Origin of the sequence: Rhodococcus sp. AD45-ID (genome assembly GCF_003023755.1) — a bacterium.
Classification (GTDB): Bacteria; Actinomycetota; Actinomycetes; order Mycobacteriales; family Mycobacteriaceae; genus Rhodococcus_F; species Rhodococcus_F globerula.
Genome location: NZ_PYHL01000002.1, coordinates 1,085,449 through 1,107,714 on the forward strand (window position 1 = coordinate 1,085,449; position 22,266 = coordinate 1,107,714).

26 protein-coding genes and 2 pseudogenes are annotated in these 22,266 nt (G+C 60.8%); 18 read left to right on the forward strand and 10 right to left on the reverse strand.

The annotated features are described in order from the left end of the window. The first annotated feature begins 256 nt into the window (after nucleotides 1-256). Nucleotides 257-1,003, forward strand: a complete 747-nt coding sequence (locus C7T36_RS21265; RefSeq protein WP_045067542.1) for a GAF and ANTAR domain-containing protein — start codon at nucleotides 257-259, stop codon at nucleotides 1,001-1,003. 343 nt (nucleotides 1,004-1,346) lie between these two features. Here the strand turns inward: C7T36_RS21265 and C7T36_RS21270 are convergent, their stop codons facing one another. Further along, on the reverse strand, nucleotides 1,347-1,637 hold the full coding sequence (locus C7T36_RS21270; RefSeq protein ID WP_045067544.1) for a MerR family transcriptional regulator: 291 nt from the start codon (nucleotides 1,635-1,637) through the stop codon (nucleotides 1,347-1,349). Between the two features lie 291 nt (nucleotides 1,638-1,928). Here C7T36_RS21270 and C7T36_RS30220 point away from each other — a divergent pair, with 291 nt between their 5' ends. After that, nucleotides 1,929-2,075: a hypothetical protein gene (locus C7T36_RS30220; protein WP_155276695.1), complete on the forward strand. Its 147-nt coding sequence runs from the start codon at nucleotides 1,929-1,931 to the stop codon at nucleotides 2,073-2,075. A 451-nt stretch (nucleotides 2,076-2,526) separates the two neighbouring features. On the opposite strand, the gene C7T36_RS21275 is transcribed toward C7T36_RS30220, so the two are convergent. Continuing rightward, the gene (locus C7T36_RS21275; protein WP_045067546.1) at nucleotides 2,527-2,958 is read right to left on the reverse strand and encodes a hypothetical protein; all 432 of its coding nucleotides are present in this window, start codon (nucleotides 2,956-2,958) and stop codon (nucleotides 2,527-2,529) included. A 266-nt stretch (nucleotides 2,959-3,224) separates the two neighbouring features. Between C7T36_RS21275 and C7T36_RS21280 the strand changes: the two genes are divergently transcribed. Further along, complete coding sequence (locus C7T36_RS21280; protein WP_146153463.1) at nucleotides 3,225-3,449, forward strand: hypothetical protein; 225 nt, start codon at nucleotides 3,225-3,227, stop codon at nucleotides 3,447-3,449. A 196-nt stretch (nucleotides 3,450-3,645) separates the two neighbouring features. On the opposite strand, the gene C7T36_RS21285 is transcribed toward C7T36_RS21280, so the two are convergent. Beyond that, nucleotides 3,646-4,065, reverse strand: coding sequence for a hypothetical protein (locus C7T36_RS21285; protein WP_045067549.1), 420 nt, complete (start codon nucleotides 4,063-4,065; stop codon nucleotides 3,646-3,648). A gap of 247 nt (nucleotides 4,066-4,312) precedes the next feature. On the opposite strand from C7T36_RS21285, the gene C7T36_RS21290 reads away from it, so the two are divergent. Next, nucleotides 4,313-4,528, forward strand: a complete 216-nt coding sequence (locus C7T36_RS21290; RefSeq protein WP_146153464.1) for a hypothetical protein — start codon at nucleotides 4,313-4,315, stop codon at nucleotides 4,526-4,528. Between the two features lie 53 nt (nucleotides 4,529-4,581). On the opposite strand, the gene C7T36_RS21295 is transcribed toward C7T36_RS21290, so the two are convergent. Further along, entirely contained in the window at nucleotides 4,582-5,322 is a 741-nt protein-coding gene (locus C7T36_RS21295) for a thioesterase family protein (protein WP_045067551.1), read from the reverse strand. A gap of 223 nt (nucleotides 5,323-5,545) precedes the next feature. On the opposite strand from C7T36_RS21295, the pseudogene C7T36_RS30810 reads away from it, so the two are divergent. Beyond that, nucleotides 5,546-5,871, forward strand: a pseudogene (locus tag C7T36_RS30810) (hypothetical protein); the annotation flags it as partial. On the opposite strand, the gene C7T36_RS30615 reads toward C7T36_RS30810, so the two are convergent. The 3 genes from C7T36_RS30615 to C7T36_RS21310 form a co-directional block, all read right to left on the reverse strand. Continuing rightward, nucleotides 5,849-5,983: a hypothetical protein gene (locus tag C7T36_RS30615; protein WP_255285223.1), complete on the reverse strand. Its 135-nt coding sequence runs from the start codon at nucleotides 5,981-5,983 to the stop codon at nucleotides 5,849-5,851. The pseudogene C7T36_RS30810 and the gene C7T36_RS30615 sit on opposite strands and share 23 nt — an antisense overlap. Nucleotides 5,984-6,141: 158 nt before the next feature. Beyond that, a complete protein-coding gene (locus C7T36_RS21305; protein WP_045067552.1) occupies nucleotides 6,142-7,488 on the reverse strand; it encodes a hypothetical protein in 1,347 nt (448 codons plus the stop codon). Beyond that, a complete protein-coding gene (locus C7T36_RS21310) occupies nucleotides 7,485-7,814 on the reverse strand; it encodes a type VII secretion target (RefSeq protein WP_045068003.1) in 330 nt (109 codons plus the stop codon). The genes C7T36_RS21305 and C7T36_RS21310 overlap by 4 nt, the downstream gene beginning before the upstream one ends. Nucleotides 7,815-7,914: 100 nt before the next feature. Between C7T36_RS21310 and otsB the strand changes: the two genes are divergently transcribed. After that, entirely contained in the window at nucleotides 7,915-8,709 is a 795-nt protein-coding gene (gene otsB, locus C7T36_RS21315) for a trehalose-phosphatase (protein WP_045067554.1), read from the forward strand. A gap of 371 nt (nucleotides 8,710-9,080) precedes the next feature. Next, complete coding sequence (locus tag C7T36_RS21320) at nucleotides 9,081-9,632, forward strand: transglycosylase family protein (protein WP_033236152.1); 552 nt, start codon at nucleotides 9,081-9,083, stop codon at nucleotides 9,630-9,632. 84 nt (nucleotides 9,633-9,716) lie between these two features. Here C7T36_RS21320 and C7T36_RS21325 read toward each other — a convergent pair whose 3' ends face one another. The 3 genes from C7T36_RS21325 to C7T36_RS21335 all read right to left on the reverse strand — a co-directional run bounded on the left by C7T36_RS21325 (nucleotide 9,717) and on the right by C7T36_RS21335 (nucleotide 12,521). Next, nucleotides 9,717-11,150 carry a putative nucleotidyltransferase substrate binding domain-containing protein gene (locus C7T36_RS21325; RefSeq protein ID WP_230590338.1) on the reverse strand — a complete coding sequence of 478 codons (1,434 nt, stop codon included), beginning with the start codon at nucleotides 11,148-11,150 and terminating at the stop codon, nucleotides 9,717-9,719. 50 nt (nucleotides 11,151-11,200) lie between these two features. Continuing rightward, a complete protein-coding gene (locus C7T36_RS21330) occupies nucleotides 11,201-12,094 on the reverse strand; it encodes a DUF5995 family protein (protein WP_045068006.1) in 894 nt (297 codons plus the stop codon). 61 nt (nucleotides 12,095-12,155) lie between these two features. Further along, nucleotides 12,156-12,521 (reverse strand): RidA family protein, encoded by a 366-nt coding sequence (locus C7T36_RS21335; RefSeq protein ID WP_033236255.1) that lies wholly within the window; start codon nucleotides 12,519-12,521, stop codon nucleotides 12,156-12,158. Nucleotides 12,522-12,620: 99 nt separating this feature from the next. On the opposite strand from C7T36_RS21335, the gene C7T36_RS21340 reads away from it, so the two are divergent. The 11 genes and pseudogenes from C7T36_RS21340 to C7T36_RS30620 form a co-directional block, all read left to right on the forward strand. Continuing rightward, nucleotides 12,621-13,643, forward strand: a complete 1,023-nt coding sequence (locus tag C7T36_RS21340) for an Rv2578c family radical SAM protein (protein ID WP_045067555.1) — start codon at nucleotides 12,621-12,623, stop codon at nucleotides 13,641-13,643. Nucleotides 13,644-13,667: 24 nt separating this feature from the next. Next, nucleotides 13,668-14,285, forward strand: a complete 618-nt coding sequence (locus C7T36_RS21345) for a hypothetical protein (protein ID WP_045067556.1) — start codon at nucleotides 13,668-13,670, stop codon at nucleotides 14,283-14,285. A gap of 90 nt (nucleotides 14,286-14,375) precedes the next feature. Then, nucleotides 14,376-14,861 (forward strand): FBP domain-containing protein, encoded by a 486-nt coding sequence (locus C7T36_RS21350; protein WP_045067557.1) that lies wholly within the window; start codon nucleotides 14,376-14,378, stop codon nucleotides 14,859-14,861. 142 nt (nucleotides 14,862-15,003) lie between these two features. Next, nucleotides 15,004-15,447 carry a helix-turn-helix transcriptional regulator gene (locus tag C7T36_RS21355; RefSeq protein ID WP_045067558.1) on the forward strand — a complete coding sequence of 148 codons (444 nt, stop codon included), beginning with the start codon at nucleotides 15,004-15,006 and terminating at the stop codon, nucleotides 15,445-15,447. A gap of 10 nt (nucleotides 15,448-15,457) precedes the next feature. Next, a complete protein-coding gene (locus C7T36_RS21360) occupies nucleotides 15,458-15,868 on the forward strand; it encodes a VOC family protein (RefSeq protein ID WP_033236256.1) in 411 nt (136 codons plus the stop codon). A 77-nt stretch (nucleotides 15,869-15,945) separates the two neighbouring features. Beyond that, complete coding sequence (locus C7T36_RS21365; RefSeq protein ID WP_033236257.1) at nucleotides 15,946-18,327, forward strand: excinuclease ABC subunit UvrA; 2,382 nt, start codon at nucleotides 15,946-15,948, stop codon at nucleotides 18,325-18,327. Nucleotides 18,328-18,446: 119 nt separating this feature from the next. Continuing rightward, nucleotides 18,447-19,721 carry a M23 family metallopeptidase gene (locus tag C7T36_RS21370; RefSeq protein WP_045067560.1) on the forward strand — a complete coding sequence of 425 codons (1,275 nt, stop codon included), beginning with the start codon at nucleotides 18,447-18,449 and terminating at the stop codon, nucleotides 19,719-19,721. 59 nt (nucleotides 19,722-19,780) lie between these two features. Continuing rightward, nucleotides 19,781-20,233 (forward strand): hypothetical protein, encoded by a 453-nt coding sequence (locus C7T36_RS21375; protein ID WP_045068008.1) that lies wholly within the window; start codon nucleotides 19,781-19,783, stop codon nucleotides 20,231-20,233. 68 nt (nucleotides 20,234-20,301) lie between these two features. Continuing rightward, entirely contained in the window at nucleotides 20,302-20,847 is a 546-nt protein-coding gene (locus tag C7T36_RS21380) for a hypothetical protein (protein ID WP_045067561.1), read from the forward strand. Nucleotides 20,848-21,281: 434 nt separating this feature from the next. Then, entirely contained in the window at nucleotides 21,282-21,770 is a 489-nt protein-coding gene (locus tag C7T36_RS21385; RefSeq protein WP_033236159.1) for a DinB family protein, read from the forward strand. A gap of 246 nt (nucleotides 21,771-22,016) precedes the next feature. Then, nucleotides 22,017-22,211: pseudogene (locus C7T36_RS30620) on the forward strand (hypothetical protein); the annotation flags it as partial. Nucleotides 22,212-22,266: the final 55 nt, after the last annotated feature.

The following is a 22,266-nucleotide window of genomic DNA, read 5'->3' on the forward strand; positions in this document are numbered from 1 at the left end:
CTGCGGGATCCGGCGCGGCCGATACTGGGTGAGACGCTCGACTGTGCGGTAAGACTCGCGGCGGTGTGTTCTCGGGTGCCCGGCACCGGTGGCATTCGTCGATCGCCATATGTGGCGGGCTCACTATGTGCCGGCAGTTCGTCGGACCGGATGATGGAGTGGGCTGGGAGTTCGAGTATTCTTCGATCCCGGTCGGGAGTCGGCGCCGACCTGCGCGTAGATGATTTTTATGGTGACACTGCGGGTGGAAGGAAGAATGGCAGTGGAGACATCGGAGAAGTCGGTTCTGGATGTTTATGGGCGGATTTCGCAGGTGGCGCGGACGGTGCACGGAACGCTTACCGGTGGTGTTATGGCACCGTCGGAGGTGCTCGAGGAGGTCGCCGAGGCTGCGGTGAAACTGCTCCATGGTGTCGATCATGCGGGGATCACCTTGGTGCGCCGCCATCGTCCTGGACATCGTCCTGAGCATTTCGAGTCGGCTGCAGCGACCGGTAGAGTGCCGACGCGGTTCGACGAATTGCAGCACGAGCACGGTGAGGGGCCGTGTTTCGATGCGATCTGGTCTCGTCAGACGGTGCGGATAGTCGACGTAATTTCGGATCCGCGGTGGCCCGCGTTTATGACTGCGGTGCGGGAGCAGACTCCGGTTCGGTCTGTGTTGTCGATCCAGCTTTATACCGATGGCGACGAACTCGGCGCATTGAACCTGTTCTCGGACAATGCCGGCGGGTTCGACGCCGAAATGGAGGAGCAGGCGATCAATCTGGCTACCCATGCGGCCATTGCGCTTTCGAGTGCACGTCGCGGTGAGCAGTTTCGCAGTGCGCTGGCCTCACGTGATCTGATCGGTCAAGCCAAGGGCATGCTCATGGAACGTTTCGACGTCGATGCCATAGCGGCGTTTCAGATGCTTCGAACGCTCTCGCAGGAGATGAACGTGTCCGTGCTCGAGTTGGCGGAAAGGGTGGTCCTCCGCGAGGTTCCGGTTGGTAACGAGTAACGCCGAATATGGGAAGTGTTTCGCTGGGAAATGTTGTGGCAGAGCAGTTTCGCTGCTCTCTGCGTGATGGATGCGTGGCCGGCGCCCCATCAGGCAGGGAGTGCGCCTAGTTCGGCCCCGTTGGTTCGATTCTTTCAGGCCGAAATCGACGGCGTATCGGATCAACGTCTCGCCGAAGCGACACACCAAAGGCTCGTCGACGCTTTCGATTCTGCCCTCCATCACCTTGAGGCTCTCGGCAACAAGTTGTTGCCGATGTTGACTTCGGGAGTATCAGCAGCCCCGCGACGTCACTCCCAGCTGATGTCGCCGGTCTCGACAATCAAAGCTGCGCGTCGGCCGATTAGTGCATCTGATTGATCCGCGTCGCAAGAGTTGCGTTCTCGGCCTCGAGTGAGAGGATCAATCCGATTCCGACTAAGTTCACTCCGTTGGCGATCAATTCGCTAATGCGACGTAGCGTGGTCAGATCCGCTTCGCTGTAGCGGCGGGTTCCGCCATCGGTGCGCGTCGGGGTCAACAACCCTCTTCGGTCGTAGAGCCTTAAGGTCTGCGGTCCGATGCCGGACAACTCCGACATCACCGAGATCCCGTACACGCCGCGCAGTGAGGGCGGTTGACGTTCGAAAGTCACGGTGAACCTCCTCATCGTAATCGGCTGATCGTAATGGGTTGTCACGCGACCTTAACATCTGTGACTATAAAATCTATATCTATGGGTGTAGATTTGGCCCAGTCGGCACTGGCTGACCTCCAGAGTTTCCTGCATTTCAGCTGTTCAGGGCGCGCATCAGTCTTTTCGGGAAATGTCTCGCCTAAGTTGTTGCTCTTTCGGGCATGCGAATTATCTGTGTTGGCCGATGTAGATTTAAAGAACGTGGATGCTTAGACGGGCGCTCGTACATCCCTTCACCTCGCGAACGCGATGACGGCGATCGACATCCCGTTCGCTCATAGCGGCGACATTGCCTCGGGCAGTTCCACCGTGAACACGCCGGAACCCGCGCTAGGAATCGCCGCCAAGATATTCGGGCATCCCGTATCAGAAGAGTTGACCGTGGATATCGGCTGAGCGGGTGGCCGAAACAACACGCTGGCCGGTTTTTGCGGCTAACGCCATATCTCGCTGATCCTAGGCCGGGTTCGCAGGTCCAAATCCTCGCAGGTCCAAATCTCTGAGGGGTTATCGCTCGAACGTTGTTCGATGGCTTCGAGAGCGGATCGACCGTCGGGGTCTCCATAGCGTGTCCGGGCGGGTTTGTTTCCCGATTTCGCCCGACCGGACGGCAGTCTCACGGAGAAGTGCCCGTTGAATGGCAAGTGCCCGTTGAATGGCAAAGTGCCGCCTATCGGTTCAGTCCTGCCCAATGCTCCTCCGCAACAGAAGTTTTGGAACCATGAAGGCAACTCGATGCCCACACCGACATGGGCCCAGCACTGAGGTGATCGATGACGGAATCACGCTCGTTGGAATCGAACGATTTCTTGCTGGAAGCCGAGAATTCGATTCTGGCCGCGATCTCTCAGCTGAGCGACACGACTGACGACCCGGCTTGAGATGGTGCCATGACATCGGTTGATGCGGTTGCATCAGGCCGTGCCATGTCACCGAAGTCTGCGTCCGCGACAATCTTGTTACCGTCGGCTTCGAGGCGGGTGAGTGCGGAATCGAACGCGTCTACGAGCCATGGGTCTGCAGCCTCGCCGAGCAGTGTGTCCGGTATCGACTCGATGTTGGTTTGAAAGACGCGAACCGTCCAGGATCCACTTGTATCGGGCTCGTCCGAGAGGCCCCGGCCGGTGTTGGTGGCCAAGACGTAGCGGTTGTATTCGAGGTCGACGCGGATGGCGTAGTCACCGGCAAGGTTGACCACGTTGGCGGGGCGATGGGTAGCGGTGGCCAAAGCGATCAGTGCGTCGTTGTACTTTTCCGAGAATTTCTTCGTAAGGGGCATGGCTGTCCTACCTGTCTAGGCGTGGCCGTTGCAATATTGCAATGGCTGATGAAGACAGTTCGTTGCCGCGGCTTGACGAGGAACTATGAGTGATCCTATCTCAGGTACACCGGATACACCCATGCTGCCAATCTTTGGGTGGTCAGAGATGCAGGTGTTCAGAGATGCGCTGTGGCGCTCAACCATGCATTCGTAGACCTACTCGAAGATGACGGCTACGCCCGTGGCGACGAGTTCCTCTCTGTTGCCTGTGCATTGTGGACACCATGACCACACCGTTGACCGTCACCTACGTCGAGCATCCCGGCCCGACCGCTGACAGCGGCTTGTGGAACCACGCGAACTTCGAGCGGGAACTGTTCAAGACGCTCATGGAAAGGCCTGGCGATCCGGCCGGTCTCGCACGACGTGGAATAGACGCGGTCTGCGCCCGGCTCGGACGACAAGCAACGGGCCGGCAAAGCGCCCGAGTCCGTCCATCGGTCCTGTGAATTGCGATAACGATCTGAATTGAAGAGTTTGCCGAGCAGACTAGCGTCCAGCGCTCGAAAAGCGCTGGACCGCAACCCGCGGGGGACATCACTATTTCAGGCCGCGAGACCCGTCTGCGGAATCGTTGAGGTGCATGGCTGTAAATTTGCGCCCGTTGGATATCGGGGGTCCGGCGGCTCAGAGTGTGGCGATCACCTACGGAACGAAAAAGGTTGCGACACCAGGGGTAATCGTTCCGGCCGTAGATAGAACCGCGACTGCGATTTGCCCGGTGCCGGTCTGCAGGGTCGCCTCGGCCGGGTATCCGTGCAGTCCGTCAGACAGTCGGGCGGTTCCGGACGTCCCGGTCGACAAGTTCAACCAGCGCACTTCCGACGAGAGCAGGCACCCCCACCGGCCTTCTTTACCTCCGGTGATCCTCAGCGTGCCCGCTTGTTCGCCGACCACGGCCACACAGCGGACCGCGGGTGCGTCGAAGCTGCCATTCGGGTTCCCGTACGGAGCCGGATCGATCTGGAACGGAACGGTGACTGCACCGGAGGCCGCGGCTACCGGCGCCAGAGCCGAACCGATCACTACGGACGAGCAGATGGCCAGTCGGCGAACGAGATTCATTACGGTGCCCTCCAGCAGGCGGGAAATTAGGTGTCGCGCCCATCCTTCACCCGGACTGCAGGCGTGGCAAGGCGAGTCCGAGCTCTCGGATTGGAGTAGTTGGGTCGCTGGGTTACTGATCTGCCATGCTCCCGAATTGGTTTCCATCGCTTCCGAGTGTCGCGTAGGTTAGGTGATTTCCGTTGTTTACCCAGCACTACACCTTTCGTGACGAGACCCTCACCGATACGTCGTTCCAGTGGGCGCCGTGGTTGCAATGTTTGTTCTGCTCGGCCCGTACTTCGCATGGTGGCCTTTCCATACCTGGGGTACGACACGAATCGTTGTTGTCGCCGCACCGGATTTGTTGGTTATCGTCGCGGCCAAGCTGGCATGGCTGGTGAAGCTACCCGGTGGCACGCGATTTTTGCTCTCGCTCATCAATGTCGGCGGCCCGTGGTACCAGTTCGAGGACGGCTCGTAGCAAAACCAGGTCAATCAGAGCAGTGTTGCGCCGAAGTCGGTCAGGTCCGGCTCTCAGTTCAGTATCCGACGCAGCTGTCTCGCCTGGGCCGCGAGTTCGCCTGTTGCGGTGAATAATTCGGTCTCGTCGACGCACAGCGTGTCTGTTGCCCACACGGTGCGATGGCGCAGGCGGTGCCACGGTGAATCCGACGGTGTGGTGGGAGCAAAATGTGCGCTGAACTCGACGGTGGGAATTGCAACAGGCATCGTCAGGGTCGCAAAAAGCCCGGGCGGCAATGCGTCGAGTAGGACTGCAGAGCGCTCTGTCGTCGTGAAATCGAGATTGTCGAGCAAGCGAATCCAGACATCGAACTCGGGGGAGTCGCCACCTGCAAACGGTCGGGCGGCGTTGATCGGGCGAATGTCGAGATGCTGTGAGAACGGTACGAAGTCGATCGGTATCTCGAGGCGTGGCAGAGTCGACGGGTCGTCAGAGGCCGGTTCCACTGATGAGGTCGTCCGGACTGTGTGGCCGACATCGCGCGCGAGACGAACGAGCGCGGTAGCGGAATCGGCAAGTGCGACCCGGCAACTGACGGTACGGCCGCCATGCACGTCATCGACTGTCAGGGCGGCTACGCCGGGTGGGACCGGCCGATCGAGGTGCGCGCTGACCGCGGCAGGCGAGGCGCCGGTGGCGTCGACTGCTGCTCGGATCATGCTCGCGACGAGGAGGCCACCATGGATTCCGTCGAAACTCTTCCAGCTCGCCTCGAAAGTGGCGCTGTGCGATGTCGTGGTGGTGACAGTCATATCGAGGGCTCCCGTAGTTCGGCTGACATCTGACTTGTGCTTTCTATAGTCAGAACCCTAGGGTCTGACTATGGTAATTACAAGCCAGGCCCAGGTAGATATGAACCTACTGATCCACGGATCGGACGCGCTCTCGAGGATGTGATCGGTCTCGTTGATACTGATACTGACGGATATTGCTGATGGCGCAGTATCTTCGCTTTCGCGTTGGCTTCGTACGTGTCGGTCGACGCACCGCGAACTCGGCTCGGCGTCGGCAGTTGCGGATTCGAAGCCGACACTTCGCTTTACGTATCTCGCGACTGTCCTGCTGGTAGGCCTTGTGCTCAACAGCCTGTTCGGCTGATCCCAGATCCGATTGCGGCGTTGGCGATCGCCGACTTCGCTGCGAAGGAATGCGTCAGGGGGAGGTCTATCAGTCGAGTACGTCGAAGACTGACTGATACAAGGCTGACCGTGTGGACCTCGACCCCCGACGCTCGTGACCCAAAATTTCTCACACCGACGATCAACTTGCCAGGTGCGCCTAGATCACGGCTCCGCCGCTAAGTACGCTGACCAGTCCGATCGCGATGAACGCCACAACGTAGAGCGGTCCCCTGATGGGGTCTCCGGCACTTGCTCCCTCGTGAAGCCAATTGAGAATGTCGATGGAACCCATATGCACACTCCTGCTCTCGTTTGGACGACCATTCACGGATTCAATCGCCCCCACATTCGCCGGTGTTACTCATATCGGACAAAATCGACTCCAGTCACCCGCTGGCTCAACGTCTCTCGAACGTAGTGTGCACGTACCCGTCGAGTGTGTGGGTTGTCTCAGAGCCCGGTGAACAATGCCTGGTCGGGATCTTCTGATCCGATCACCGCGGGAGTGACCATGGGGAGATCCCCGATGACAGCGTTGTTGTCCGATACCTCGATCAGGTAACCCGGTGTGGTCCTCGAACTGTCCTGTTGCCCCCGGGCACCACCCATCGCGCCTGCTCCACCACCCATCATGGCGCCTCCTGGGCTCGTGCCGGTCACTGCACCACCAGCAGTTCCCGACGGCGCAAAGGGGGTAGGGGATTGGCTGGTCGACGAAAGGGGTTGTAGCGCTGCAATTCCTGAAGGTCCGACGATGCCACCGCCACCTGAGGAGGCTCCGAACGTTCCGCTGCCCGCGCGCGTGGTGGCTGCGGGCCCGATTGCACCACCCGCACTTCCGAGTTGGTGTGAGACGCCTGCGCCCGAAGCGGCGAACGGATTTCCAGTGCCCCAGAGTTTGTCGACGCCCGAGTTCAATGCCGCTGCGGCGTGCGCTGCGCTGGTCTGCGCCGGTCCGGATGGTGTGGCGCCGGCTGCTGAACCACCGGTGGCGGACTGTAATTGTGTGGCTCCACCGGTAGCGCCGTCCATCAGCTCTGATGCTTGTTGGGCGAGCGGTCCAGCTGCAGCGAGTGCATCGCTGACTGGTGGTGCCGGAACCGGGATCGAACCGGCAAGGGAGTTCATCGTGGCAGTGTGTGCGAGCATTTCCGAGCGGGTCGCATTTACTGCTGCGATGGCCGCCTGCATGTGTTCTGCCGCTGCCGCGAGCAGCATGGCCTGCCCGGGCGGGGTCAACGCTATCGGCGCTGCCGCTACCACTGCCGAGGCAAATGATTGTGCGATGGTCGCCAATTGAGCGTTGCCACGCTGCACGGATTCCGCCGCTGCAGCAGTGGTTTGGGAGATTGCATTCCCACGATCGCTGAGCTCTGATCCGCTGCGTTGAGCTACCTCGTTGATCTGTGTAGCGGCCTGGTTACCTGCGCCGCTCCATGTTTGGCTCACTGAGGAAAGCCCCTGTGTGGACAGTCCGGCTGCCTTGTCGATGAGTGCACTGGCCGAACTGAGGACGTTGACCGGATCAACACCACTGAAGACCCCCGAACCGAGGCTCTGCCCAAGCTGGATCAGCGGTGTGAACAGTTGGTCCACACCGGGCAGGGACGGCAGTGAAATTCCTTGCATGATCAGATCGGCGGCGCCCTGCGGGAGTTCCGGCGTGGGCGGCGCCATGAGGAAATCAGGAATCGCCGAGTTCTCGACGGGCTCGGGCAGTTCCAGGCCGAGAACGGGTGCAAGCGCACTGCCCTGGAGAAACTCGAGAACCGTCGTAGGGTCGTCCGGAGTGCTCATGCAAGGTCCCCGTTGGTGGCAGCGGTACGTCGGAGGTCGGCGGCGCCCGATTGGTCGGTGCCGTCGTATGTGCTCGCGGCCGCACCGGCCGTCGCAGCAGTGCCGGCATAGTACGCGGCAAGTGCCGCAACGTCTTTGGTGTGCGTCGCCTGTGCACGTGCGAAGGCTTCGAGGAACTCGAGTCCGACGGGCCCGACTGCCGGTGCTACGGCTGCGAGGTTGGCGTTCAGATCCATTACCGCGGCGTGGGCAACCTGACCGGCAGATTCTGCTGCTGTAGTGCCGTACGTGCGGATGTCGTCGGTGACGACAGAAAGCTCGCTCATCATTACCCCCGTAGTTGGTAAGCGTCTTCGCAGGACTCTAACGGAATGAATAGATCGAGTGCATGTTCGTGTGCCCCGACGCCTTTGAGAGACTGAACCCATGAAAACTGCCTCGGACGTTATTGCCCGACTTGCGTCCGATCCCACCCGTTCCGGATTGGTGATGGACTTCGACGGGGTTCTCGCTCCGATAGTCGACGATCCGGCCGCGAGCGCTCTCTTGCCGGGCACCGCCGAGGTACTCGACGCGCTGTCACGTCATCTCGCAATGGTGGGCTTGCTTTCCGGTCGTCCCGTCTCTTTCCTTCGTGAGCGGGTGCCCGGCGAGAATGTTGTCCTCATGGGCTCGTACGGAGTCGAGACGTGGGTTGACGGGGAAATTCGAGTATTACCGGCCGTAGCGCAGTGGCAGCCGGCGGTTGCCGAGGCCGAGGCCGAACTACGGCGAATGATTGATGCCGCAGACGTCCCAGGGATTCACGTCGAGGGAAAGGGGCTTGCCGTCGCTGTGCATTGGCGGCAGGCACGCGAGAGAGTTGCCGCTGCGGCGTTCGTGGAGCATGTGGTGCGTGAGGTCGCAGCGAAGACCGGGCTGCGCCGCGAGCCGGGCAAGCTCGTCGAGGAGTTGCGCGCTCCTGTAGACGAGGACAAGGGGACGGGATTGCAGCGGGCGATCCGGGCCGCTGGCGTCGATGCGGTGGCATACGCGGGTGACGACCGGGGTGACTTGCCGGCATTTGCGGCCGTGTTGGCGCTCGGCGGCGACGCATTGGTAGTCGGCGGCGTCGACATCGCGCCGGAAGTTGCCGCAGTCGACGGGGTTGCGTTCAGTGATCCGGAAGAGTTCTTGGTGTGGATGAAGGACCTGGCGACGGTTCTCGATGCACAAATTTGATAACAAGGCCGTGATTTCCGTGCGGCGAGTCACAAAAAGTCTGTGATGGTCGTCACGTAACGGATGGATAACGATCGGTATGGTTGAAGCTCGAATCAAACCTCCGACCTGCAATTTTCTGCCGATTTCGGGCGGGCTAATGATACGGGCGTGCCAAAAAATTGCCCCGTGACCTTTCCGTGACCATCGCCTAGCGTCGTTGGCAGTCCGAAACAGCCGGACAAACACCGGCCCGCAACTGCGTGCTTCTGCCCCGCGGGTCCGGTACTCCCCAAACCTTCGCGGGGCAGGAGTGAAACAGGCGAGTCGTTCGATACGGCACACATGTGCCAGGTCCGATGTCGTCCGCGGTAGCGGAGAGGATTTACCTGATGACCAGCATTACTTTCAAGCGCGCCCTCGGCGCAGTTGCAACAGCCGGCGCAGTAGTAGCCATCCCGCTCGCGATGAGCACCGGCACCGCCTCCGCAGCCGGCCACGACTGGTCCGGAGTCGCGAACTGCGAGTCTTCCGGAAACTGGGCAGCCAACACCGGAAACGGCTTCTACGGCGGCCTGCAGTTCACGCAGAGCACGTGGGAGGCATACGGCGGATCGGGCAACGCTGCCAACGCAAGCCAGTCCGAGCAGGTCCGCGTCGCCGAGAACGTTCTCGAAGGCCAGGGCGTCGGCGCATGGCCCGTGTGCGGCCAGTACCTGACCGGCGGAACCACTGCAGCCACCTACCAGGAGGCTTCTGCACCCGTCACGGCTGAGGCCAGCGTCGAATCCGCTCCTGTTGCCACTACCGGCGGCAACTACGTGATCCAGGTCGGCGACACCTTGTCTTCGATCGCTTCAGCTCACGGCATCTCGCTCGACGCTCTTGCAGGTCAGGTCGCAAACATCAACCTGATCTTCCCCGGACAGAGCCTGTCCGTCTAACCACCCTTGTGGTTGAACACTTCTGAATGTGTCCGGAGCGATTGCGCTCCGGACACATTCGGCGTTTGTGCAGTTCGGATGTATCTAGGGTTCGATATCCGGTAGCGCGGATGCTGATGCCTCGTACTCGAGTCGGCGTTGCACCCCGGCTACTTCTCTCACCGCATTGCCGAGCAGGCTGCGCGAGAGGGGAGTGAGGTCCGCGACCACGATCTCGTCGGTGGGCATCATGCCGGCGGCAAACTGATCCGTCTGGTGACGGACTCGGATCTGCTGGAGAACCTCGAAAGACTCGATGAGCACCCGCGTGTCGTCGGCGGGGAGGAAACCGGTGTCGGCAGCAACCTTCAGGCGTTCGACGGTGGTGCTCGTACGTGCGCCTACGGACGTGCCGGCCCAGCGTGCGATATTCACGATCGGTTGAACAGCTGTGGATTTCAGGTTGACGGTACCGGTACGGCGTGTCACCACGTCCCGCAACGAATGTAGTTTTGCCTTCTCGCCCACGGCTTCTCGAAGTAGTAGTCGCATGACGGCCGGGTTGAGGCGTAACTGATCCAAGGCTTCGGGCCTCGGATCGAGGGCAGGATCTCCCGCAACAACGCGGGCGTCTGCCAGCATCGACAGCATGACGAGGGCCTGGTCCTGGTAGGGATTGGCTACCCACTTGCGTAAGGCGCGGCGCCACTGCGGGAGCGTACGTGCGAATCGTGCCTGAGTTGCGACTGCGTTCTGCGCGTCGCGAGGGAATCCACACCGGTCGAGAATCTCGTGGATCCGCTGCGCCGCATCCGCACCTTCGCGGTGCGACTCTCCGCCCCACACCAACGCGCTGTCGATGTCCGACGACGGCAGAGCCTCGCGCCGGGCCGCGCTGCCGAGTGACAGCCAGGCAAAGTCCGGGCGTTCGTCGCCGCCCACCACCAGTTCGATTGCGCGCCGCACCGTCACGTCGATCAAGACCGATAGCGTGCCACTGATATCGATGGGTGAGACCCGTGCGTCGACCAGGCCGGTGACCAGCTCAGGTACAGCTCGGGCCGTGGCAATGAGTTCGACGTCGGTCTTGGCAGTCGCAAGGGCGGCGCGAAGTTCGAAGCCCTGATTTGTTGCCGACGTCAGAAGGTCGCTCAGTTCGAGCACCCCCAGAAGTTCGCCGGACGCCGTGACGACGGGAAGGTGGCGCAATCCGTGTTCGAGCATGTCCGTGACAGCGTCGGCTCCGAGTCGATCCGGATCCACCGTCACGGCAGACGGCGTCATCACCGTGGAGACCGGGCGAGCGCTGTCGATTCCTCCGACAACAACTCGGCTGCGCAGATCGCCCTCCGTGAAGATTCCGTAAGTGCTTGCATCTGTGGGAATTACGACGGCTCGACGCCCGGCTTCGGTCATCAGTACAGCGGCATCGCGGATGGAGGATTCCCCGGAACATACAATTGCCGGTCCCCGCAACAGATCTCGTACCGCACGCATGGCTGGGTTCGGTACCGAGATTCGCGCGGTGTAGCCCGTCATGGCTCCATTGTCGCAGGCATGTCCGATTGATCGTCATGTCGGTCGCGGCGTCACAGGCCGCCAAGGCGTGCGAGCGCGTCGAGCGCGACGTCGGTAGTGCGCCACAGTGCGTCGATCTCCTGTTCGGTGCCGGCCTTCGTATACGGGTTCTGTAGTGCAAAACCGTTGGTCAACGTGATCGTGTTGTATCCACTGTCGGCGGCCCTGAGCAGAAGCTGGGACGGTTCGGAGTTTCCGGTCAGCCGATCGAGCCCCTCACCGACGAAGTAGAACCGCCACAGTGGGCCCAAGTCGGCGCCGTATTCGGCTTTGGTGTCGGAAACTATCGAACCGCCTTTTGTCGCGATGGAATCGACGATCTTGTAGAAATCTGGGATATCGACGGGCTGGGTGGTAGCGGTGGCCACGGTGTAGGCGAGATCGACTGTGGGGTGTGCGTTGTAGCCAGCCATGGCGACGCGTGCGGGACTGATATCGCATTGGCGCGTCAACGAGAAATAGTTGGACCATGCGGGATCGGTAGGGGCGCCGGTGAATTCGGCGTGGATATTCGCTAGATAACGGCGTAGTAGTTCGAAACTGACCGAATGTGCCCAGGATCTGTTGGCGAATACTCCCGGATCGCGCTGTAGAGGCATGACCGCCTCATGCTCGACGGCATCGAGACCGATCGAGAAGAGTCCGCGCCAATCATGATGTGATACAAGGATTGTGGTGATTTGGTGATGCCGCTCGACTGCGGACTCCAAGCGTTCGAGGCCTTCTCCGTGCAGCATCGATACGTCGCTGAGGTACGCAATTCTTTCGACCTCGCCGGCAGTCAGTGGAGTTCCGCAGGCTATGGATAGATTCTTGCCCGGATCCGCAGCTACGGATCCGGGCAAGAGTAGAGCGAATGTGAAACTCAGTGCGATCGCTGTGGTCACGATTCGGCTCGATTTCATCGGCTCACAGTAGTTGAACCGATTCATGATTGCCGGGTTGGCAATCAGCTCGGAACTGCAGTCAGCTCAGAACTGCGTCGGCTTCGATCTCGATGAGTAGAGCGGGGTCGATCAACGAGCTGACCTCGAGGATTGTCGTAGCCGGGCGGATGTCGCCGAATACTTCACCGTGAGCGAGTGCGGCCTGCTCCCACTGCGACATGTCGCGCAGGTACATGCGGGTGCGGATGACGTCACCGAGCGAAGCGCCGGCTTCTTCGAGTGCGGCCTTGATGGTGTCGAGGGCGGCACGGGTCTGATCGTTCAGGGTTTCGCCGGGGGCGGTGGTGCCCGAGACGGCAACCTGGTTGCCGATGCGGACGGCGCGGGAGTAACCGATCTTCGGTTCCCATTCGGAACCGGACGAGATGTTGATTCTGTTGGACATGGCGTTGATTCTGCCAACAACTGATCGACCGTGGTGAAGCACGGGTCGCTTCCACGGTTCATCTTGACATAGCATAGAACAAGTGTTCGACTTGGGGTTATGAGGTGGTCGGGTCAGGCATTGGATGCAGACGACGGAGCGTTGCCCGGGCTCGAGCGAGCCGGGTTGGTCCGCTCGGTGCAGACGCCTGAGTTCGAGGGCATCACGTTCCACGAAGTGCTCTGTAAGAGTGCGCTCAACAAGATGCCGGAAGCATCGACGTTGCCATTCAACTACACGGTCAATGCGTTTCGCGGTTGTTCCCATGCGTGCCGGTACTGCTTCGCGCGGCCGAGCCATGAGTACCTCGACCTCGACGCCGGCCGGGACTTTGATTCGCAAGTTGTCGTGAAGACCAACGTTGCGGCGGTTCTGCGCAAGGAATTAGCGCGAAAGTCATGGAAGCGTGAACCCGTAGCGCTGGGCACCAACACCGATCCGTATCAGCGGGCCGAAGGCCGATACCGATTGATGCCCGGCATCATTCGAGCGATGACAGAATCCGGTACGCCCTTTTCGATCCTTACGAAAGGGACTTTGCTGCGCCGAGATCTGCCGTTGCTCAAAATGGCTGCCACCCAGGTCGATGTCGGCATCGGAGTGTCGCTGGCGATCAACGATCCCGTCTTACAGAAGCAGATCGAACCTGGCACACCATCGCCGCGCGCTCGACTGGAGATGATCCGGGCAATCACCGACGCCGGATTCTCGTGCAACGTGATGGTCGCGCCGGTCATCCCGTTCCTCACAGATTCGAGCCAGCACCTCGACGAACTGTTTGCCGCACTCGCCGACGCCGGTGCCACCGGCGTGACGGTCTTTCCGATGCACCTTCGCGGCAGTACGCGCGGATGGTTCCTGAACTGGCTGGCCCAAGAGCATCCCGCGCTGATCCGCCGGTATCGCGAACTTTACGGACGCGGTGCCTACGTCACGCCGGAGTACAAGAGTTGGCTCAAGAAGCGCGTCGAACCGCTGGTGGAGCGTCATGGATTGGCGGGACCGTCGCAGCATCGTGAGCTCGAGGGTCCACGGGTTGAACGCGAATTGGTCGGTGCCGGAGCGGCATTGACGCTTTTCTGAGAACGCTGCTTGGTACGGTCAGGCATGAACACTCCGGTGGTGATCGACTGGTTACGGTTTCGGTGGTTTGTGCCGCCGAAGCTGGGAGAAACCATCCGTTGGGGATTGTCGTGGAACCCTGACAGTCCGCGGAGGTGGGCTGCGTTGGAGCCGACCTGGTCGTGTGTCGCGGACGTTCGCCACAGTTCGAATCCGATAGTGCGGCGGTTGACTGCAGACCCGGATATTGATGTGGTACAACAACCTTCGATCGGCGGTGTGGGCAATCTGCAGTTCACGTTCAACGCTGATCTACCGATTCCGTCGCAGATCGAGGTGTCCGGTGCGCTGCATCTACGTGCGGGCACGATGCGGAAGAATTCGAATGCGTCGCAGGCCTGGCAGGATTTCGACGCGGACGCCGTTGCTACAGGAGTTGTTCGTGGACTTCGACTCGTGTCCATCGTTTCGGATATGCAGCCTGATCCGCGGCAACCGCACGGTTCGCGCTGGGGGTGGGCATCGATGCAGTTCGTTTCCGGGACCGAACAGTTCTACGAGTTGGCGCACCCGCCGCAGGGGCTGCGTTCCTATCAACTATCAGACCGGGAGTGGGGGCCACGCCGGGAGGATTTCTTGGTGGTCGACCTCGAGACGGATTAGATCGCGTAGCCCGGAAAATACGTTGCGCGAGGTAACGATCGTGCGTAGCGTCGGTTCGGCTTGATCCACCTGTCGAAATGGAGTTCCACCGTGCTGCCGCTCACCGAACGCGAAATCCGCGCGTCGTTCGTGAATTGTTCGAAAGGCGACGCAAAACGATTGCCGGTGCCACGGGATCTCGAGAAGCGCCCATGGGAAGACCTGGATTTCTTCGGGTGGAATGATCCGACCATGCCCGGGCGGGGATATCTGGTGATCCCGCAGGGCGACGAATTGGTCGGCATCGCCCTCCGATACCAAACCGGCAAATCAGGTCGCGCGCAAATGTGCACGATTTGCCTCACGACGCACGGCAGCGGGGGAGTATCACTGCTGACCGCGGCCAAGATCGGTGAGGCCGGCCGACGCGGCGACACCATTGGCACCTATATGTGTACTGACCTGGCCTGTCCGCTGTATGCGCGCAACAAGCGTCGGCCGTCGGCAGGGAACCGGTACCAGGAAAATCTCACCGAGCAGGAGAAGGCTGACCGCGTGGTTACGAACATCGCGGCGTTTGTGGCCATGTTGCGGTAGTAGATGCGTCGGAGCTAACACGGCTTGCAAACAGTGAGCACACATTTCAGCGTGCTGGAAGCCGTGTCAGCTTGACGAAATCATTGTTCGCTTCCCCGCGGAAATCGGCGAGAACGGGCGCGGACGTGGCACGATCAAACCTGTGACAAGTAGACCCGCGACCACGCAACAACTGCGCGACCTCGCGCTTCTTCGGCGTGTTCGTGACCGGATCGACCGGGAGTACGCGCAACCCCTGGACGTGGAGGCGCTTGCCCGCGGAGTGAACATGTCGGCCGGGCACCTCAGTCGCCAGTTCAGGCTGGCGTACGGCGAGCCGCCGTATTCCTATCTGATGACACGACGCATCGAGCGCGCCATGGCGCTGCTGCGTCGCGGTGATCTCAGTGTCACCGAGGTGTGTTTTGCCGTTGGCTGTTCATCGCTCGGTACCTTCAGCACTCGTTTCACCGAGTTGGTCGGCGTTCCACCGAGCGTCTATCGAGACGAGGCTGCCGGCGTGACCGAGGGCATGCCGTCCTGCGTGTCGAAACAGGTGACAAGACCGATCAGGAATCGAGAAGCGCCGGCCCCCAGCCGCAGATAGCGTGACATTCATGGACATCACCATTGCATCGAGTTTCCTTCCGCAGGACGACCCGGAGGCCGCCCTTTCCTTCTACCGCGACTTGCTCGGTTTCGAGGTCCGCCTCGACGTCGGCTACGACGGGATGCGCTGGATAACCGTCGGCCCGCCCGACCAGCCCAACACGTCGATCGTGTTGCATCCCCCGGCCGTCGATCCGGGTATCACCGACGAGGAGCGTCGCACCATCGTCGAAATGATGGCCAAGGGCACCTATGCCGGTATTCTGTTGGCCACCAAGGATCTCGACGGTACTTTCGAGCGGCTGCAGGCCGGCGACATCGACGTCGTCCAGGAGCCGACCGAGCAACCGTACGGTGTTCGGGACTGCGCCGTCCGCGACCCAGCAGGCAACTTGATCCGCATCCAAGAGCTCCGCTGAGTCAACTGAAGAGAACCGCGGCCACCCACACAGGGCGACACTGTGTGGGTGGCCCTCACCTGAGAGATGGAGACATGATGAGCACGGCTGAAATGGCGGAGCGAGAGCTACATGTTGCGGACACCCACGACCTGATCCGCGTGCAGGGCGCGCGCGTGAACAACCTCCAGGACATCAGCGTCGAAATTCCCAAGCGCAGGCTGACGGTCTTCACCGGTGTCTCGGGTTCGGGCAAGAGCTCATTGGTGTTCAGCACCATCGCCGCGGAGTCGCAGCGGATGATCAATGAGACGTACAGCGCCTTCGTTCAGGGGTTCATGCCGACTCTGGCGCGGCCGGACGTCGACGTGCTCGACGGTTTGACCACGGCGATCATCGTCGATCAGCAACGGATGGGCGTCGACCCTCGCTCGACGGTAGGTACTGCCACCGACGCGAACGCGATGCTTCGTATTCTCTTCAGTCGTCTCGGTAAGCCGCATATCGGTTCGCCCCAGGCATTTTCGTTCAATGTCGCGTCAGCCTCCGGTGCGGGTGCGCTCACCGTGGAGCGCGGTGGCCGTCAGACGAAGGAACGGCGGACCTTCAGCATCACCGGTGGAATGTGTCCGCGTTGTGAGGGGCGCGGCTCGGTCAACGATTTCGACCTGACAGCGCTGTACGACGACACCAAGTCGCTCAACGATAGTGCGATCACTGTTCCCGGCTACAGCATGGACGGTTGGTACGGCCGGATTTACCGGGGATGCGGCTACTTCGATCCCGACAAGCCGATCAAGAAGTACACCAAGAAGGAACTGAACGACCTGCTCTACAAAGAACCGACGAAGATCAAGGTCGAAGGAATCAACCTGACGTACACAGGACTGATTCCGCAGATCCAGAAGTCGTTCCTGTCCAAGGATGTCGACGCGATGCAGCCGCACATTCGGGCGTTCGTTGAGCGGGCAATCACGTTCACCACATGCCCCGAGTGCGATGGCACACGGCTGAGTGAGGGTGCGCGATCGTCGAAGATCAAAGGCATCAACATCGCTGATGCGTGTGCGATGCAGATCAGCGATCTCGCGGAGTGGGTCGGCGGTTTGAAAGAACCGTCAGTGGCGCCCTTGTTGACGACGCTCGGTGAAACGCTCGACTCGTTCGTGGAGATCGGACTGGGCTATCTGAGCCTTGACCGGCCGTCCGGGACACTGTCCGGTGGTGAAGCTCAGCGCACCAAGATGATTCGCCATCTAGGGTCCTCGCTCACCGACATCACGTACGTGTTCGACGAACCCACGACTGGCCTTCATCCCCACGACATCGCGCGCATGAACGACCTACTGCTGCAGTTGCGTGACAAGGGAAATACGGTGCTTGTCGTCGAGCACAAGCCGGAGACGATCGTTATCGGCGATCACATCGTCGATCTCGGCCCCGGCGCAGGTGCCGCGGGCGGAACTGTCTGCTTCGAGGGCACCGTCGACGGCTTGCGGGCCAGTGACACGGTCACGGGACGTCATTTCGACGACCGAGCTGCACTCAAAGCGAGCGTGCGAAAGTCAACGGGCGCAATGGAAATCCGTGGCGCAACCTCCCACAACTTGCAGAACGTCGACGTCGATGTGCCACTCGGTGTGCTGGTTGTGGTGACGGGCGTCGCCGGGTCCGGGAAGAGTTCGTTGATCCATGGCTCGCTCGCGAAGCGGGAGGGAGTGGTGTCGATCGATCAGGGCGCGATCCGCGGTTCGCGTCGGAGCAACCCTGCAACGTACACCGGTCTGCTCGACCCCATCCGCAAGGCGTTTGCGAAGGCCAACGGTGTGAAGCCGGCGCTGTTCAGCGCCAACTCCGAGGGCGCCTGCCCCACATGCAACGGCAACGGCGTCATCTACAGCGATCTGGCGATGATGGCCGGCGTTGCGACGGTGTGTGAGGAGTGCGAGGGGAAGCGGTTCCAGGCCGATGTCCTGGAGTACAAATTCGGAGGGAAGGACATCAGCGAGGTTCTAGCGATGTCGGCCGCCGAGGCTGAAGAGTTCTTCGGTGACGGTGAGGCTAAAACCTTGGCCGCACACAAGATTCTGGTGCGACTCGTGGATGTGGGGCTCGGCTACCTCACCATCGGCCAGCCCCTCACGACGCTGTCGGGTGGTGAACGTCAGCGCATCAAGCTTGCCACGCACCTGGCCGAAAAGGGCGGCGTGTATGTCCTCGACGAGCCGACCACAGGCCTTCACTTGGCTGACGTCGAGCAGCTGCTCGGACTACTGGATCGACTCGTCGACTCCGGGAAGTCGGTTATCGTCATCGAGCATCACCAAGCGGTCATGGCACATGCAGACTGGATTATCGATCTTGGTCCCGGTGCCGGTCACGACGGTGGACGGATTGTGTTCGAGGGCACGCCGAGCGATCTTGTCGCCGATCGCTCAACCCTGACCGGCCAGCATCTCGCGTCGTACGTAGGCGCCTGATCACGAGGATTTGACCCTCTTTGTCCTGATCCACAAAATCAGGACAAAGAGGGTCTTTCGTGCCTAGGCTCGAAACAACTGGGCCGACGCACTGGGCAGGGGCCTGCTCTGGAGTTCGCATGACGACTTCACACAGCCCTTGGGCAGGGTGGGCAATCGCCGCCGCAGTAATGACGCTCGTCATCGCCGGGTGTTCATCGTCGATCGACACCACCGGACCGACCGTGCTCACGACGTCGACCATCGACAGTCGAGGGGGGATCCCGCGCGGCTATCCGACCGAAACCGACGTCACGTCGCCGTTGGTGATCTCGGCGCTCGGGCCGAATCCGATCCCTGTCACCGGGACTGACGGAATGCTGCACGTGGCCTACGAGATCGAAGTGCTGAACTTCTCACCGCGGCCCGCGACCATCACAAAGATCGAAACGCTGGCCGGGGGACCGGACGGGACCGTCGTATCGACCCTCGATCAGGGCCAAGTATCTGCGCGTTCGATTCTGGTAGGGAACTTTTCCTGGACGCCGTTCACCGAGATCCCGGTGGGGCGCACTGTGCTGATGGTGCTCGACGACGAATACGAGAGCCCCGACGATGTTCCGTCTGTGGTGACCCATCGACTGACTGCGACGTTTGGCCAAGCAACGCCGGAGGACGCTGCCAGTGCTGCACGATATCCCGATAACGTCACGCAGTTCGGCGGAACAGTGATGACCAGCACAGACTTGCCGGTGGTTATCGGTCCGCCACTAGCCGGCGACAGTTGGGTGGTCGGGGACGGTTGCTGCGGGCTCTCGCAGCATCGCGCCGGGATGATGGCGGTCGGTGGCAGGATCAACGGCACCGAGCGATTTGCCGTCGACTGGCTGAGGATCGACCCGGATGCAGTCCCGCTCAGCAGGTCTCGTGGTGACGGATCGAAAAATGAGGACTACTTCGCCTACGGCGCGCCTCTGCTGGCGGTGGCCGACGGCACCGTCGTGGCTGTCGTCTCGGGCGAGCAGGATCAAATGCCGCAACAAGTTCCGAAGGACATGCCGTTCGATCAATTGGGTGGCAACTACGTCATCATCGACATCGGCAACGGAAACTATGCGTTCTATGCCCACCTGAAACCGATGTCGGCGACTGTGAATGTAGGGGATCTGGTGACCACGGGTCAGGTGATCGGGAACCTCGGCAACTCGGGCAACACCTCAGAAGCGCATCTGCACTTCCATGTGTCACGGGCGGCGGTGCCGCTGTCCGGCGACAATGTGCCCTACGAGATCGACAGCTTCACGTTTGTCGGATCGGCAGATACCGGCGCTCTCGTCAAGGGACCGAACGAGGGTGACCGCACCGACCAGTTGCCGCTCGACGGGGCAGTCGTTAATTTTCCGCCTGTGCCCTGATTTTCAGACTTTCTCGGACATCAACCTTCCATCCGCTCGTGTCGGTCTACTGTGAGTCCATGGGGCGAAGGGGCCGACACGCTGCAGTATTGCTGTCAATCGGGACGTTTGCGCTGACCGGTTGTGTGTCCAATACAGATGATCCGAAGACCTTTGCTGCCGTGGTGACCGTCATCGGGGACGCTGAACGAGTCGATCCGGATTCCGGACAGTGCATCGTCGGAACAATCGCGGTCGCGCCGAACGACACGATATTCGTTGATGGAGGAAGCGGCGCCGCATCGACAAGGTCTGTGCTGGAAGTCGACTCCGTGGAACAGAATCCCGATGGCACCGGTACCTGCACGTATGTGGCGCGCTTCGATGCCATCCCCGCGAATCAACGCAATTACTCACTCACGGTCAGCAGTTCAGCGCCCTACGCGGGGAGTTTCACGTCACCGGAGTTCACCACGGACGAACTCGAGAAGGGCGCGACATTCCAACTTCATGCGTCGGCTCCTGAACCATGATCAGACCCGCGAGTCGGTGGCACCCGTGATGTCAGTCTGGCCACTGCCGCGGTGGGATACTGCGGATCATGAATTGGAAGAGTCCCACCGAGACAGGATGGTCTGTGCGTATCGCGGCGGACCTCTCGTCCGTCGCGATATTCGATCCTGCCGGAATAGTGCGCGCCGAACTCTTTCCAGCCGCAGGCGACGAGTTCAACGCGCATTTCGGCAGGTTGAAGCGGGAGACGCTGGCCGAACGGATCGATCGATTCGGCCCCGCGCTGACCAAGAGTACGCCCGCGACCTTACGATTCCCGGACGGTACCGCTGTGAGCGTTACGGACGAGAAGCGTCATGGGATGCGGCGCAGGAACAAACTCTGCGAAGTTGCGGTCGCTGGGCGTCACTATCGGTTCGAACATTCGTCAGGTCGTAAGGCAGCAGCGCGGCGCGACGGAATCGAGCTGGCTCGGTACGTGCGTGCGCGTGGACTTCGTGCAATTGAGGTGTCGCGCAAGAGTTTGTCCGCGACCGACGGCATCGACGAGTGCGTGCTGACGCTGTTTCAGAAGGTCATCTTGCCGGGGCGTGAAGGTGCATTCGGCGAGATCATGTCCGCCCTCAGTATCTGAACATCTGGCGCATCGTCGGACAGTTGAGACAACTCGACGAAGCGCTTGCCTGTCCAGGCTCCGAATCCCTTCCCTGCGATAGATTTTCGGCAGCCCCGCCAGTGCTACCTTCGCTGCACCTGTTCGAGGTTGTTTCACGGAACAGGCTGTCAAGACATCCTTAGCCTAGGTGGGTGCGCACACGGAAGGCGTCCGATCAGATCCCGGCAGCGTTCGGGTCAATTTCCTTTCCCGAATCGCACCTGTGCGATAAGCTGCGCTTTGGCAGCAGTTCACAAGCATCCTGGGCTGCGGTACTGGCGCTGGCCATTCTGGCGGAACTCTCGAGCGCGTACTCCCTGACAGCGAGCGGATCGCTGCGTTCCATTACTCACTTTGACTGGCACAGGGTGTCTTGGCTTGACCAACCCTACAACAGAATCGAGTGAAATCTTATGTCCATCAACACAAGTACTATCGGCACGGAGCGTTCGATCATCGAGAACATGCTCGACCAAAGCCGTGAGGCATTGATCGAGGCCGTACGAGGCCTGTCTGAAGCTGACTCCCGCCGACGGCTCGTCGCCTCGCTGACGACACCGATCTCGTTGATCAAGCATGCCGCTGCCGCGGAACGGATCTGGTTTCAACGGATTTGGGCAGGACTCGATGAATCCGAATGTGATGGATACTCGCGTCGCGACGAGGGCACCTTCGCTGTCGCCGACGACGAGTCGCTGGCAGATGTCATTGCGGAATTCGAGCGCGCCAGCCAACGATCACGGGTGATCGTGTCCCGTTTCGACCTTGACGACAACGTGGACAACCCGCGCGAGGGAAAAGTCAGCATGCGATGGACACTGCTTGCCATGACCCAAGAGTTCGCCCGGCACGCAGGTCACGCCGATATCCTTCGTGAACAGATCGAAAAACCCATTCAGTGACAGCCGAATTCGTGATTGAGTACCGCTGCGCAACTTGCGCAGTCATCGGAGCTACTGACGGAAGTTCCGTTCTTCGCCAACCGTGCGAAGTCTGCGGCCTTACGCGCTGCAGACATACGCGTCGAGCGGTCGAAGTTCGTTATCCGAGTGTTCGTTCGAACAATGTGACGCTCAACGAGTCTGCGTCGAAATCGCGTCGACCAACCTCGCGGAACCCGCACCGCCCGTAGTAGTTACGCAGCGCGAGATTTCGCTAATCAGCAGGGATCGGCCGGCGCTGACGTCGCGGGATACACAACCGCGGGTTGGGGTCACATCCACACCATCTACCGAGACCCCACCAATGACTATGCCAACAGTGTTACGCAGCAGGAAGCTTCCGGCATGGGCGGCGGGGGAGCGCCGGCAGGGTCGATGGGCACCCCGCCGAACGGCGGCTGAATCTGTGAATTGAGTGTTCGCAGGGGATCGCTCAACCCCTTGGTTACGGGCCTGT

What these genes read in the sequence shown, in the direction of transcription:
- C7T36_RS21265 (WP_045067542.1), top strand. Translation starts at nt 257, where the DNA reads ATGGCAGTGGAGACATCGGAGAAGTCGGTTCTGGATGTTTATGGGCGG.
- C7T36_RS30220 (WP_155276695.1), top strand. Translation starts at nt 1,929, where the DNA reads ATGACGGCGATCGACATCCCGTTCGCTCATAGCGGCGACATTGCCTCG.
- C7T36_RS21275 (WP_045067546.1), bottom strand. Translation starts at nt 2,958, where the DNA reads ATGCCCCTTACGAAGAAATTCTCGGAAAAGTACAACGACGCACTGATC.
- C7T36_RS21280 (WP_146153463.1), top strand. Translation starts at nt 3,225, where the DNA reads ATGACCACACCGTTGACCGTCACCTACGTCGAGCATCCCGGCCCGACC.
- C7T36_RS21285 (WP_045067549.1), bottom strand. Translation starts at nt 4,065, where the DNA reads ATGAATCTCGTTCGCCGACTGGCCATCTGCTCGTCCGTAGTGATCGGT.
- C7T36_RS21295 (WP_045067551.1), bottom strand. Translation starts at nt 5,322, where the DNA reads ATGACTGTCACCACCACGACATCGCACAGCGCCACTTTCGAGGCGAGC.
- C7T36_RS30615 (WP_255285223.1), bottom strand. Translation starts at nt 5,983, where the DNA reads ATGGGTTCCATCGACATTCTCAATTGGCTTCACGAGGGAGCAAGTGCC.
- C7T36_RS21305 (WP_045067552.1), bottom strand. Translation starts at nt 7,488, where the DNA reads ATGAGCACTCCGGACGACCCTACGACGGTTCTCGAGTTTCTCCAGGGC.
- C7T36_RS21310 (WP_045068003.1), bottom strand. Translation starts at nt 7,814, where the DNA reads ATGAGCGAGCTTTCTGTCGTCACCGACGACATCCGCACGTACGGCACT.
- otsB (WP_045067554.1), top strand. Translation starts at nt 7,915, where the DNA reads ATGAAAACTGCCTCGGACGTTATTGCCCGACTTGCGTCCGATCCCACC.
- C7T36_RS21320 (WP_033236152.1), top strand. Translation starts at nt 9,081, where the DNA reads ATGACCAGCATTACTTTCAAGCGCGCCCTCGGCGCAGTTGCAACAGCC.
- C7T36_RS21325 (WP_230590338.1), bottom strand. Translation starts at nt 11,150, where the DNA reads ATGACGGGCTACACCGCGCGAATCTCGGTACCGAACCCAGCCATGCGT.
- C7T36_RS21330 (WP_045068006.1), bottom strand. Translation starts at nt 12,094, where the DNA reads ATGAAATCGAGCCGAATCGTGACCACAGCGATCGCACTGAGTTTCACA.
- C7T36_RS21335 (WP_033236255.1), bottom strand. Translation starts at nt 12,521, where the DNA reads ATGTCCAACAGAATCAACATCTCGTCCGGTTCCGAATGGGAACCGAAG.
- C7T36_RS21340 (WP_045067555.1), top strand. Translation starts at nt 12,621, where the DNA reads ATGAGGTGGTCGGGTCAGGCATTGGATGCAGACGACGGAGCGTTGCCC.
- C7T36_RS21345 (WP_045067556.1), top strand. Translation starts at nt 13,668, where the DNA reads ATGAACACTCCGGTGGTGATCGACTGGTTACGGTTTCGGTGGTTTGTG.
- C7T36_RS21360 (WP_033236256.1), top strand. Translation starts at nt 15,458, where the DNA reads ATGGACATCACCATTGCATCGAGTTTCCTTCCGCAGGACGACCCGGAG.
- C7T36_RS21365 (WP_033236257.1), top strand. Translation starts at nt 15,946, where the DNA reads ATGAGCACGGCTGAAATGGCGGAGCGAGAGCTACATGTTGCGGACACC.
- C7T36_RS21370 (WP_045067560.1), top strand. Translation starts at nt 18,447, where the DNA reads ATGACGACTTCACACAGCCCTTGGGCAGGGTGGGCAATCGCCGCCGCA.
- C7T36_RS21375 (WP_045068008.1), top strand. Translation starts at nt 19,781, where the DNA reads ATGGGGCGAAGGGGCCGACACGCTGCAGTATTGCTGTCAATCGGGACG.
- C7T36_RS21380 (WP_045067561.1), top strand. Translation starts at nt 20,302, where the DNA reads ATGAATTGGAAGAGTCCCACCGAGACAGGATGGTCTGTGCGTATCGCG.
- C7T36_RS21385 (WP_033236159.1), top strand. Translation starts at nt 21,282, where the DNA reads ATGTCCATCAACACAAGTACTATCGGCACGGAGCGTTCGATCATCGAG.